The following is a 13,043-nucleotide window of genomic DNA, read 5'->3' on the forward strand; positions in this document are numbered from 1 at the left end:
GTATCCTCTCGCTGATGGATTGTAGCACTACGAGATGAGAGAGGAAGCTACAACTTGCCGAATGGTCTAACGCACAGAACAAGCATTGTAGCACTACGAGATGAGAGAGGAAGCTACAACGTATCGACGACCTGAGGTTTCATGATCTGCATTGTAGCACTACGAGATGAGAGAGGAAGCTACAACCACCGGCATCAAGCAGACTAAGCGCGCACTATTGTAGCACTACGAGATGAGAGAGGAAGCTACAACTTATGAATGATTCCATGTGGTGTTACCACGATTGTAGCACTACGAGATGAGAGAGGAAGCTACAACTTATGAATGATTCCATGTGGTGTTACCACGATTGTAGCACTACGAGATGAGAGAGGAAGCTACAACCAGCGGAAGCGGTCGGAAAAAAGCGCTTGCCGTCTCAAACGTCTTAATTGGGTTAGCCAAGTTGAATTATCGGTGTATTCAACATACACAAGATCATACATAAAAACCGAAAGTGAACGCTGTTTTTTGTTAACGGTGTAAAGCCGGGCTTGCAAGGATACACGAATGCCTGTCTGAAAACATTTCAGACAGGCAACGTAGTTGAGCTTTTCTTCTTTAGCAACCTGTTCCGTTAAATACGTTCGGAAAACGGATATTGTTAGGGTAACTATTATTAAAAAATAATAGATGATATTTCATATTTGAGTGAAGTTAGGATAGTTTTCTAGGGTGTTGTATGGTTGCCGATAATATAAATGCTTAGCGGAAAGTTGCCATCACCGGCGCATGGTCGCTCGGTCGTTCGCGGCCGCGTGCTTCGGTGTCGACCAGTGTGCTTTCCAAATCGGCCAACATCGCTTCGCTGATCAAAATGTGGTCGATACGCATTCCCAGTTTGCGTTGGAACATATTCATGCGGTAATCCCACCAAGTGTACATCACTTCATCGGGGTGCAGATGGCGCAGGCTGTCGGTCAGCCCGAGATTCAGCAGATTTTGCAACCAGCCGCGTTCGGCGCTGGAGCACAATATTTTCTCATGCCATTTTTGTGGATCGTAAACATCGATATCGGCCGGTGTAATGTTGAAGTCGCCGAGCAGCACCAGCTTGGGATATTTCGACATTTCGGCGCGCACATAGTCATTCAGGGCGGCAAACCATTGCTCTTTATAGGCAAATTTCGGGCTGTCGATTGCTTCGCCGTTTACGCAATATACATTGATAATGCGGATGCCGTTGATGGTGGCAGCGATCACGCGGCGTTGCGGATCGTCCGGCAATGCAGGCAGTCCGGTGGCGATGTTTTGCGGCGGGGTTTTGCTGATGATGGCCACACCGTTATAGGTTTTCTGCCCGCTCCAAACAGCGTGAAAACCAAGCATTTCGATGGCGGCGGCGGGGAATTTGTCCTGATCAAGTTTGAGTTCCTGCAAGACCAATACGTCGGGTTGGTATTGCTGCAACCAGTCTTGCACGTGCGGGAGGCGCACATTGAGGGAGTTGATATTCCAAGTAGCGATTTTCATGATATGCCTGTCTGAAAAAACGAACGCAATGCGCTTTTGTAAAGCTAAAAAGAAAAAACCACCTGAAAAGGCGGTTGCGTTAAGTTTAATAATGCCGTTCGGAAGCGGTATTCTGCGGGAGGTGCAGTGAACTTAGTGCATCAATCAGAGCCTGTATCTTGGGCGAGACGATACGGTATTGCAACACGCGGTGGTAACGGGTGTATTCTACCACGCCGGCGTTGCGCAGTTTGCCCAGATGATTGGATACGGCGGTTTGATTAATGCCGATAGTGTTTACCAGTTCGCTGACATTATATTCTCTCTCGCTTAGCAGGCACAAAATGGCCAGCCGGTGCGGGTGGGAGATAAGCTTGAGCAGAGAGGCTGTTTCTTCTACATGTTTCAAGACTAGTCGGGCGGGAAAGGAAAGTGAAGTATCCATACTAATTATTTTAAATTTTCTTAGTGGAAACTGCAAGTTTTTTTGCTGTGTGATGGTTTCTTTATAGGAAATAATCTCTTTATTAAATGGCTATTGATGGAAGTGGCGCGGATTTATATACTGAGCGCCAATATGTTGCCGGAAGCCTTCGGCTGCAATATACATAACATTTTTGAGGATTAAATCATGAGTTATCAAGCTGTTCAGCAAGTTGCCCAAACCCGCCGCTCAATTTATGCGTTGAATAAAGAATTGCCTTTGCCGGCCGCCGAAGTGGCTAAAATCGTTGAACATGCGGTATTGCATACGCCTTCTTCTTTCAACTCGCAATCTACCCGCGTGGTGGTGCTGTTTGGCGCGGAGCATGAAAAATTGTGGGATTTGACCACCGAAGCTTTGCGCGCGATTGTACCGGCGGAAAATTTTGCGCCGACCGAGCAGAAACTGGCGATGTTTAAAGCCGCTGCCGGTAGCGTGCTGTTTTTCGAAGATCAGAAAGTGGTAAAAGGCCTGCAAGAACAATTCCCGGCTTATGCGGCTAATTTCCCGGTTTGGGTGGAGCACACTGATGCCATGCATCAATATGCCGTATGGACCACACTGGCGGCCGCCGGCATCGGTGCCAATTTGCAGCACTACAATCCGGTAATTGACGCAGCCGTCGCGAAAACTTGGAACATCCCGGCCGATTGGACGCTGCGTGCGCAGTTGGTATTCGGCGGTATTGCCGCGCCGGCCGGCGAAAAAACCTTTGCACCGTTGGAAGGCCGTTTCGCGGTACACGGTTTGTAAGCGGAATTTGATTGAATAAAATGCCTGTCTGAAAATGTTTTCAGACAGGCATTTTGTTTACCGGCGAAAAGAGCGCGTGTGATTTTTGCTATCCCCGCTGCTAAAATCAATACACACACGATTCAATTAACACAGGAGAATCTCATGACATGTTTTGCCGCTACGCCGCAACCGCCTTATTACGCAGTTATTTTTACCTCGCAACGCAACGATAACCGAAGCGGCTATGACGATACCGCCAAACGTATGGTCGAGTTGGCGGCGCAGCAGCTTGGCTTTCTCGGTGCCGAAAGCGTGCGCGATGCCCAAGGTGTGGGGATTACCGTATCTTATTGGCAGGATGAAACGGCCATTGCAGCTTGGAAGCAGCATGCGGAACACCGTTTGGCTCAGGAGCGCGGAAAATGCGATTGGTATGCGGCTTATCATGTGCGGGTGGCCAAAGTGGAGCGCGCTTATGGTTTTGATAGCGGCGGGGCGGCGGCATGAGCGGCAGCGGTTATATCGGCCGTTTTGCGCCCAGCCCTACCGGCCGCCTGCACATCGGCTCGCTGCTGGCGGCACTGGCTTCTTATGCGGATGCGCGTGCGCACGGCGGGCGCTGGCTGTTGCGCATGGAAGACCTTGACCCGCCGCGCGAGATGCCCGGTGCGGCAGACGATATTCTTCATACGCTGGAGGCTTTCGGTTTTGCTTGGGACGGCGAAGTGGTTTACCAGAGCCGCCGCCATCATTTATACCGCGCCGCGCTGGATGAATTAATCGCCGGCCAATCTGCCTATCCTTGTTTTTGCAGCCGCAAGGCATGGCATGAACGGGCACGCCAAGGAGTCGACGGCTTTGTTTACGACGGCTTGTGTGCCAGAGGCGGCAATGAAAAGGCCGGCATAATGCCGGCTTGGCGTTTGCGGGTGCCGAACGAAATCATTGGCTTTGACGACCGTATTGTCGGTCGTTATCAGCAGAATCTGGCACGCGACATCGGCGACTTCGTGTTGCTGCGCGCCGACGGCTTCTGGGCTTATCAGCTGGCGGTGGTGGTGGACGATGCGGAGCAGGGCGTGAACCATATTGTGCGCGGACAGGATTTGCTGGTATCGACGCCGCGCCAGTTGTACCTGCAACGCTGCTTGGGTTACGTGCAGCCGAGCTATGCCCATCTGCCTTTGCTGGTTAACCGCCAAGGGCAGAAATGGTCCAAGCAAACGCTGGCACCGGCGTTGGATTTATCGGTTCGCGAGCAATTGCTGCGACAGGTAATCGGCTGGCTCGGTTTGCCGGATGCGCCGCAAGTGGGTAAACCGCAGGATTTATTGGATTGGGCGGTAGGCAATTGGCGGTTGGAAAGGGTGCCTAAAAATGAGATTGTTACTGAACCTGGATGAGTTAAAAGCAGCAGCGGGCAAGGGGATGTCATCGACAGCGTTGCGGCGGTATTTTTGGTTAAAATCCGCATCTGCTCCGTTAGGTAGCGTAGCGGACTTGCGAAGCTAAGAATGCGCGCAAGATGTATTCTGAATTTTAAGCCACTATAACGGATTCACACATTTTCGATACAAGGCAGCAAGCCGCAGTAGAGTCTTCGCGAAAGTTAAGTGTTAAGTGAATCCTCTATAGCTTATAGCTTGGGTTTTTGCAAGATGGGATACTCGAGCCAAGCCCGAGCATGAAGAAGGGACTTTATCCGTAAGTTGATTGCTTATAGCCGTTTTTAGTTCTACTGATGATGTAATTTTTTTCCCTAGTCATTACAGAAGCTTCCAATAAATTGTTGGTAAAAGATATAATTCTCAGGAATTTTTTACAATGTTAAGAGTCTTTCCAAGACATGAAAAATGGGTAAAATAAAAGCAGATATATAGCCAAGTATAAGTTTTTATTAACCAAATTTATTATTAATTAGGGAGACTATTATGGCTTCAACAACTTCAAACTGGCTGACTGACGGCAGCGAGTATGTCTTCGGTAACGAAGATAAAGTGGTTACGGGTAATGTCTTAAGCAATGCGCAGACACAATCAGGAAGTTTATCAATCAGCAATTTCTCGTTTGGCAACCAAACTGCGCTGGCAGGTGCAAGTTTGACGGTAAACGATATCGGCAGCGTCCAAATCAAGTCCAACGGCGAATACACGTTCACTCCTACTGCCCATTACAACGGCGACGTGCCGCAAATCAGTTATAACGTTAATAATGGCACTTCCCAAGTAAAATCGACTTTAGGGATTCGTTTGGAACCGGTAACCGACAATCTGACCGATCGCAGCGAAGTGGCGGCGTTGCCCAATGGCGCAGATATCAGCGGTAATGTATTGAACAATGCCCAGAGTGAGAACGGCCAAGCATGGGTAGGCAGTTTTTATTATGTTAACGGTACAGCGGTTGAAACCGGTACTGCCCACACGCTTACCGAGAACGGCGTGACCGTACAGCTCAACCGCGACGGCAGTTACCGTGCCAGTGCCAGCGCCGATGCAGAGCCGGGCGAGGTGGTCGTGCAATACAACGCGACCAATGGTGAAAAACGCGATGATTCCGCATTATCGCTGAAAATCGGCGCTGCAAACGGCGATTCTTTGGTAAGCGATATCGGCGAATCGATTTTGTTTGTTGAGAACCAAGCTACCGGCAACTTGCTCGATAATGCCGCTACGACCAACGGTACATTACGTATTTCCAGCTATACCATCGACGGCACCGTTTACGGAGTCGGCCGCACCGTTACCCTTGCCGACAATATGGGTACGTTGCAAATCAATGCGGACGGCAGCTTTGTATTGAATGCCGCGCGCGTTATTGAACCCAATGAATTGAATATCCAATATACCGTTACCAACGGCACGGCTTCGGTGATTTCCGACTTCAAACCCGAAGTCAATCCGTATATGTCGCCGTTTCCGGATGACGATATTGTGACTCAGGTTTATCCGATTCAGGATGGCGCAGAAAATATCAATAGCAATAATCCGAACGGCGTAAGCGGCAACGTATTGAGCAATGTTGCCAGCTTTAATCAGAATCAACCCGATGCCGAATTGAGCGTATTACGTTTTACCGTAAACGGCGAACAGTTTGATGCCGGCAGCACCGCTACGCTCAGTGGCGTCGGTACCGTTCGGATTGCCGCCGACGGCAGCTTTAGTTTTGTGCCGGTATCCGGCTTCACCGGCAAAGTACCGACGGTAAGCTATGAATTAACCGATAATTATGCTACCGCCACTTCCGATCTCAACATTAATGTACCGGCGGCACAAGAAATCACCATCGTGAATGCAGGCGACAACAGTACCGGCAAGCTGAGTGTGTTGAGCGGCAGCATCGGCAGCGATGTATTGGTCGGCGACAGCTACCACAGCGACAGCTACAAAGCCACTAATGATGTACTCAGCGGCGGTGCCAATAATGATGTGTTGTTCGGCGATACCATCAACATCGATCATTTAAGCTGGACGGCCAACGGCAATGCAGTAAAAGGTTCGGACTACAAAAATGCCATGGACGGTTTGCGTGATTATGTTGCCGCTACGGTTAACAATGGTGCCGAAGCCAGCGAACAGCAGGTTTCCGAATACATCGCTAATAATTGGGAAAGTCTGGTAGATAAGCAAATACAGGGCGGTAACGACATCATTATGGGCGGCGCCGGTAATGACATCTTAATCGGCGGTGCGGGTAACGACAGACTGATGGGCGGTGCGGGCAGTGATGTCTTTGCTTTCAGCGTAGAGAGCAACGGCGGCCACGACCAGATTAGCGGTTTCACCGCCGGCCAAGACAAAATCACGTTTGTCGATTTGGAAAGCGCCGGCCAGTTGTCTTGGGATGCCGCCAGCCGTACCCTCAGCTATACCGCCGTACAAGACGGTGTAAGCTACGATAACAGCATTGTTATCAGCGGTATTCCGGCCAATTTATCGGTAGACGACGTGCTGGGCGTAATCGCCTGATAGCAACTACCGGTATCAGAAAGCGATTTCCAATACCGGCAGCAGATAAACAAATGCCTGTCTGAAATACTTTTTCAGACAGGCATTTGTTTATCTATTGCCAAAGCAGTGCCATCGGCGGTTTTTGTGTAGCAATACCCGGTATCGTCTTTAATATAGTCGATTCAAATAAAATGTCCGGTAGAGCGCGGACGTTTTCGTCCGCTTTTTATGTATGATTCTGGATATTTTGCGGACAAGGACGTCCGCGCTCCAATCCCGGAGTTTTATTTTAAATCCACTATATATGGCAGACTTTACCCAACAAGAATTAGCAAAAATACGTATTGAAAAACAGGAAAAACTTATGTTGACCGTAAACGAATATGCCCAATTATCCGCCCGCACCTATAACCGCACACTAGGGTCTGTCGACAATTAACGCAACGGCGGTGTTTTTGGTCAAAAATCCCCGTCTGCTCCGTTAGGTAGCGTAGCGGACTTGCGAAGCTAAAATGCTCGCAAGGTGTTCAACCTTGCTGTGCTTTTTGCCTTGCATACGCGGTTTTTGCCTCAAAAAACCGCTTCGCCGGTTAATTGTCGACAGACCCTGGAAAATAAAATATAGCGGATTCACATATTTTCGGTACAAGGCAGCAAGTCGCAGACCGTACAAGTAGTAGGCAAGGCTTAGCAACGCCTTCGCGAAAGTTAAGTTAATCTGCTATATATTTTAAACGCTCTGACAAGCCTTGGTATGGTGAAACAGAAACCGGGCTCTTTTTTCGTTATATTTTCAACATGTGCGAAGGTTTTGGGGGTTATCGTGTGTTGCAGTCTGTTTTCGGTTTTAGATTGGCCGCCAATACGGCAATATGTTCCGGGCCGATGCCGCAGCAACCGCCGACGGTATCTGCGCCCGCTGCCAGCCAGCGTTCGGCCCATTGCAGGTAGTGGGGCGGATCGGTGTCTTGGCGGATGGCATCCAGCACTTCGTTGGCGGCATTGGCCGTTTCGTTACCGGGTTCGAAGGCGTTGGCATACACGCCCAGGCGCATCTTGCTGCCGTGTTGATCCAGCACACGGCGGGCTTGGGTAACGGCATCGCCCATCACTTCGGGATGACTGCAATTAAACAGCAAAGCGGCGGCGTCCAGCGCCACGGCGGTTTCCGCCGCTTGACTAACGGTTTCTCCCGAACGCAACAAAGGGGCGGGATGGGCGTGTTGGTCTTCGAGGGTGAATGACAGCCACAGCGGTTTGCCGTCATCGGGCAGTTGGCTGTGCCAGAAACGCGCTTCGGCAAGGCTGGAAAGGGTTTCCGCCAGCCAGATGTCGGCGTAGGGCGCTTGGCCGCGTATCAGCGGCCGGGCAATGACGGGTGACTGTCCGGCATCGAACAAATCCGGTCGGTAAGAGCCGAACAGCGGCGGCAGTGAAGCGGCGATTGACACGTTGCGGCTGCTTTGCTGCACTGCCTGTTGCGCCAACCGGCCGGCCAGCGCGGCCAGTTTTTCACCTTCGGCGGCAAAACGGCTGCCGATATGAAAAGGCACCAGTGCATAGCTGTTGGTGGTAATCACCTCGGCGCCGGCGCGGATAAAGTCCAGATGCGTTTCGCGTACGATATCGGGCGCTTCGATTAAGGAGAGCGCCGACCATTCGGGTTGGCGGAACGGTGCGCCGCGGCGGTGCAGTTCGCGCCCCATGCCGCCGTCGAGAATCATAATCGGGTTCATGATTGGTTTGGAAAAAACGGGAAAGCAAAGCGCTATTGTAGCGCCGTAAAAGAATGCCTGTCTGAAAAAGTTTTTCAGACAGGCATTCGGGCCGGTTGACTTAAAAGCTTGATGAGCGCTTTATTCGGCTTCCAGCACTACTTTCATCGCGCCGTTTTCGGCGGCGTGTTTGAACACATCGTAAGCTTTTTCCAGCTCGCTGAATTTAAAACGGTGGGTGAGCATTTTGGTATAGTCCACCGAACTGCTTGAAATCGCTTTCATTAGCATTTCGGTGGTGTTGGCGTTAACCAAACCGGTGGTAATGGTGAGATTTTTGATCCACAGTTTTTCCAGTTTGAAATCAACCGGCACTCCGTGCACGCCGACCACGGCCAGATTGCCGCCGGGTTTCACAATATCTTGGCACATATTCCAGGTAGCGGGAATGCCCACCGCCTCGATAGCTACATCCACGCCGTCTTCACCGACGATATCGATAACCTGTTTGGCCACATCGCCGGGGGCCGGGTTGATGGTGTGGGTAGCGCCCAATTCTTTCGCCAGTTTCAGGCGGTTTTCGTCCATATCGCACACAATCAGCACCGAGGGGCTGTATAACTGTGCGGTCAACAATGCAGACATACCCACGGGGCCTGCGCCGGCGATAAACACGGTGTCGCCCGGTTTTACATCGCTGTATTGCACGCCGATTTCGTGGGCGGTGGGCAGTGCATCGGAAAGCAGCAGCGCCACTTCTTCGTTCACATTATCGGGCAGCGGAATCAGGCTGTTGTCGGCATAAGGCGTACGCACATATTCGGCCTGTGTGCCGTCTATCATATAGCCGAGAATCCAGCCGCCGTTGCGGCAGTGGGAATACAGTTGGACTTTACAGTTGTCGCAGGTGCAGCATTTGCTCACGCACGAAATGATGACTTTATCGCCTTTTTTGATGTTTTTCACCGACGACCCGACTTCTTCGACGATGCCGATGCCTTCGTGGCCGAGAATGCGCCCCGGTTCGATTTCGGGATTTTTGCCTTTCCAAATGCCCAAGTCGGTGCCGCAAATGGTGGTTTTCACAATTTTCACCACCGCATCGGTAGGGTCGATGATTTGCGGTTTCGGTTTCTCTTCGAAGCGGATATCGCCTGCACCGTAATAAGCCATGGCTTTCATTGGTTTCTCCTTGTAGTGGGAATCGTATGAATCGTTTACTTCGTTGGTATTTATAGATTATTCGATATTTGAAGTCAAATTCTATTTTATTTCAATATGTTATATAGTAACACTGTATTGAATGGCTTATGCCTGTTTGAATGGCGGCTTTCAGACAGGCATAAGATGAATTCGGCATGACCGGGTTTGCAAATATGCCAAGCCGGTTGATAGCAGTGGTTTTGCGGGCTGTTTATCTATTGTATGATTCATTCTGAATATCGATGTGCCGTTAATAGAGAGAATTCCATGCAAAAAATCCTGATTGCCGCCCTGATGCTGCCCGCCTTCGCCCAAGCCTACCAAAGCGGAAAAACCTACCGTCTCACCATTTTGCATACCAACGACCTGCATGGCCGCTTCTGGCCGAACGAAAACGGCGAATACGGCTTGGCCGCCCAGCAAACTTTAGTGAAGCAAATCCGCAGCGAAGTAGAGAAAGCGGGCGGATCGCTGTTGATTTTAAATGCCGGCGACATCAATACCGGCGTACCCGAATCCGATATCCACAACGCCCGCCCCGACATCGAAGGCTTGAACGCCATCGGCTATGAAGCGATGACGCTGGGGAATCACGAATTCGACAACCCCAACCAATTGCTCGGCATGCAGGAAAAATGGGCGAAGTTCCCCTTTCTCTCCGCCAATATCCGTTATAAAGACAGCGGCAAATATCTGGTGCAACCCTATACCGTGTTGAACAAACAAGGGTTGGAAATCGCCGTGGTCGGTCTCACCACCGAAGAAACCGCCACCGCCGCCAATGTGGCGTATACCCGCAACCTCAGCATTGCAGATTCCGAACAAACCGCGCGCGAAGCGCTCAAGCAGCTGAAGGAGCGCAAGAAAAAGCCCGACATCACCATTGCTTTGACCCACTTGGGCTATCACAGCGACCAAAAACTGGCCCGGGCGCTGCCGCCGCAAGCTTTTGACGTGATTATCGGCGGCCACAGCCACCATACCGTGTGCGTAGATGATAAGGGCCAACTCAAAGCCGATTACCGCCCCGGCGACGATTGCCGGCCCGATTTCCAAAACGGCACTTGGATTATGCAGGCCGGCGAATGGGGCAAATATCTCGGCCGCGCCGATTTCACTTTTCAAGACGGCAAGCTTGATTTGCAATCCTACCGTTTAATTCCCGTTAATCTGAAATACAAAAGCGAAACCGCCGACGGTAAAACGGTTTACACCCTTTACCAAAACGAAATCCGCCCCGATGCCCCATTGCAGGCCAAGCTGAAAACTTATCAAGATCAGGCCGATAAAAAACTATCCCTTACCGTCGGCAGCGTGAACGCTAAGCTTGAGGGCGACCGAACCGTTGTGCGCCAACAGCAGACCAATCTTGGCCGCCTGATTGCACGTACCCAACGCGAGCGTACCGGCGCCGATCTGGCGGTGATGAACAGCGGCGGCATCCGCGATTCGATTCAAGCGGGCAGCGTGAGCTATAAAGATATTTTGCGCGTACAACCCTTCGGCAATTTAATCGGATCGGTAGCGCTTAGCGGCCAAGAATTGCGCGCCTATCTGCAAACCATTGCCCTGAAAGAGCCGGGCTCCGGCGGCTATCCGCAGTTTGACGGCGTAACGCTGAAAACAGACTATGCCAAAAAACAAGTCAGCGATATCCGCATCAACGGCAAACCGATTAGCGATGCGCAAACCTACCGCTTATCGCTATCCGATTATCTGGCCAACGGCGGCGACGGCTATCCCAAGCTGTCGGATAAGCCTTCTTACGTGAATACCGGCTTTGTCGATGCCGATGCCTTGAAGCAGTATTTCGAAAAACATTCGCCAATCGATGCGGCCGGGTTTGCGCCGGAAAAAGAATAGTGCGGAGCAGGGGGAAACCGGCAAAGCGAAACGCTTCACATGGCCGGTCGGTGGTTTTCAGACAGGCATAGGAAACGTTCTATGCCCGATACCGTTAAACCGTTTCGTCATACTCGGGCTAGACCCGAGTATCTTTTCGTTTCCCTTAAGCCGGTTGGCCAGACGAAACCTTATTGAGAAAAATGCCTGTCTGAAAAAGTTTTCAGACAGGCATTTAAATATGAGTATAACCCGGCGGTTAAACCTTTTCATCCGGGTGCAAACGGAATTCCGCCGCGCGCGCGTGGGCGGTGAGCATTTCGCCGTGCGCCAAAACGCTGGCGATTTTGCCCAGTTTCTGCGCGCCCGCTTCGGATACCTGAATCAGGCTCGAACGTTTTTGGAAATCGTAGGTACCCAAGGGCGACGAGAAACGGGCGGTGCGGCTGGTGGGCAGCACATGGTTGGGGCCGGCGCAATAGTCGCCCAAGCTTTCGCTGGTGTATCTGCCCATGAAAATCGCGCCGGCATGGCGGATTTTCTTTGCCCATTGATCGGCGTTTTCCACCGACAATTCCAAGTGCTCGGGTGCGATATAGTTGGCGATTTGGCAGGCTTCGTCCAAATCTTTTGCCAACACAAACGCACCGCGGTTGCCCAATGAGGCTTCGATGATGTCGCGGCGGGGCATTTCTTCAATCAGCTTATCCATCGCCGCTTTCACTTCGTCCAAATACGTTTGCGAAGTGGCAATCAGAATGGCTTGGGCGATTTCGTCGTGCTCGGCTTGGCTGAACAAATCCATCGCTACCCAATCGGCAGGTGTACTGCCGTCGGCAATCACCAGAATTTCAGAGGGGCCTGCCACCATGTCGATGCCCACCACGCCGAATACGCGGCGTTTGGCGGCGGCGACAAACGCATTGCCGGGGCCGGTGATTTTATCGACCTGCGGCACGGTTTCGGTGCCGTAAGCCAGCGCGGCCACCGCTTGCGCGCCGCCAATAGTAAACACTTTGGTTACGCCCGCCACATAAGCCGCTGCCAGCACGATGTCATTGCGTTCGCCTTTCGGCGTCGGCACCACCATGATGATTTCTTGCACGCCGGCCACATGCGCGGGCATGGCGTTCATAATCACCGAGCTGGGGTAGGCCGCTTTGCCGCCGGGTACATAAATGCCGACGCGGTCGAGCGCGGTGATTTGCTGGCCCAACAGCGTGCCGTCTTCGTCGGTGTATGTCCACGATTCCAGTTTTTGGCGTTGGTGGTAGCTTTCCACGCGCGCGGCGGCGGTTTTCAAGGCCGTCTGAACATTTTCGGGCAGGCGTTCGAAGGCGTTTTTCAAATCTTCTTGGCTTAAGGTTAAATCGGCGAAGGTTTGCGCCGCCGTGCCGTCGAAGCGGTTGGTGTATTCGATTACGGCCACATCACCGCGTTTTTGTACGTCGGCGCAGATGTCGGCCACGATTTGGTCGATTTTCGGGTCTTGCGCGGTTTCGAAAGCCAGCAGCGCTTTGAGTTCGGCTTGGAAATCGGGGGATTGGGTATTGAGGTATTTCATTTTTTTAAAAGACTTTCGTTTCCGGAAGGTTTTCAGACAGGCATGGGTTGAGGAAAATGCCT

General features: G+C 51.5%; 10 protein-coding genes and 1 CRISPR repeat array. Of the genes, 5 read left to right on the forward strand and 5 right to left on the reverse strand.

The genetic code is table 11. The features are described 5' to 3' along the window. Positions 1-18 precede the first annotated feature (18 nt). A CRISPR array of direct repeats spans positions 19-384; the repeat unit is 36 nt; unit sequence ATTGTAGCACTACGAGATGAGAGAGGAAGCTACAAC. Between the two features lie 360 nt (positions 385-744). Both xth and Q4C79_RS08260 read right to left on the reverse strand, forming a co-directional pair. Further along, complete coding sequence (gene xth, locus Q4C79_RS08255) at positions 745-1,512, reverse strand: exodeoxyribonuclease III (RefSeq protein WP_303090542.1); 768 nt, start codon at positions 1,510-1,512, stop codon at positions 745-747. A gap of 85 nt (positions 1,513-1,597) precedes the next feature. Next, entirely contained in the window at positions 1,598-1,936 is a 339-nt protein-coding gene (locus Q4C79_RS08260) for a helix-turn-helix transcriptional regulator (RefSeq protein ID WP_303090543.1), read from the reverse strand. 186 nt (positions 1,937-2,122) lie between these two features. On the opposite strand from Q4C79_RS08260, the gene Q4C79_RS08265 reads away from it, so the two are divergent. The 4 genes from Q4C79_RS08265 to Q4C79_RS08280 all read left to right on the forward strand — a co-directional run bounded on the left by Q4C79_RS08265 (position 2,123) and on the right by Q4C79_RS08280 (position 6,675). Further along, positions 2,123-2,728: a nitroreductase family protein gene (locus Q4C79_RS08265; RefSeq protein WP_303090544.1), complete on the forward strand. Its 606-nt coding sequence runs from the start codon at positions 2,123-2,125 to the stop codon at positions 2,726-2,728. A gap of 144 nt (positions 2,729-2,872) precedes the next feature. Beyond that, on the forward strand, positions 2,873-3,217 hold the full coding sequence (locus tag Q4C79_RS08270) for an antibiotic biosynthesis monooxygenase (protein WP_303090545.1): 345 nt from the start codon (positions 2,873-2,875) through the stop codon (positions 3,215-3,217). Beyond that, on the forward strand, positions 3,214-4,113 hold the full coding sequence (gluQRS, locus tag Q4C79_RS08275) for a tRNA glutamyl-Q(34) synthetase GluQRS (RefSeq protein WP_303090546.1): 900 nt from the start codon (positions 3,214-3,216) through the stop codon (positions 4,111-4,113). Before Q4C79_RS08270 ends, gluQRS begins: the two co-directional genes overlap by 4 nt. Positions 4,114-4,641: 528 nt before the next feature. After that, a complete protein-coding gene (locus Q4C79_RS08280) occupies positions 4,642-6,675 on the forward strand; it encodes a cadherin-like domain-containing protein (protein ID WP_303090547.1) in 2,034 nt (677 codons plus the stop codon). Positions 6,676-7,475: 800 nt separating this feature from the next. On the opposite strand, the gene Q4C79_RS08285 is transcribed toward Q4C79_RS08280, so the two are convergent. Next, positions 7,476-8,393: a homocysteine S-methyltransferase family protein gene (locus Q4C79_RS08285; protein ID WP_303090548.1), complete on the reverse strand. Its 918-nt coding sequence runs from the start codon at positions 8,391-8,393 to the stop codon at positions 7,476-7,478. A 120-nt stretch (positions 8,394-8,513) separates the two neighbouring features. Further along, positions 8,514-9,554, reverse strand: coding sequence for a zinc-dependent alcohol dehydrogenase family protein (locus tag Q4C79_RS08290; protein WP_303090549.1), 1,041 nt, complete (start codon positions 9,552-9,554; stop codon positions 8,514-8,516). 288 nt (positions 9,555-9,842) lie between these two features. Between Q4C79_RS08290 and ushA the strand changes: the two genes are divergently transcribed. After that, on the forward strand, positions 9,843-11,438 hold the full coding sequence (gene ushA, locus Q4C79_RS08295; protein WP_303090550.1) for a bifunctional UDP-sugar hydrolase/5'-nucleotidase UshA: 1,596 nt from the start codon (positions 9,843-9,845) through the stop codon (positions 11,436-11,438). Positions 11,439-11,676: 238 nt separating this feature from the next. Here the strand turns inward: ushA and hisD are convergent, their stop codons facing one another. Then, positions 11,677-12,981 carry a histidinol dehydrogenase gene (gene hisD / locus Q4C79_RS08300; protein ID WP_303090551.1) on the reverse strand — a complete coding sequence of 435 codons (1,305 nt, stop codon included), beginning with the start codon at positions 12,979-12,981 and terminating at the stop codon, positions 11,677-11,679. Positions 12,982-13,043: the final 62 nt, after the last annotated feature.

Origin of the sequence: Neisseria sp., assembly GCF_030523955.1 — a bacterium.
Classification (GTDB): Bacteria; Pseudomonadota; Gammaproteobacteria; order Burkholderiales; family Neisseriaceae; genus Neisseria.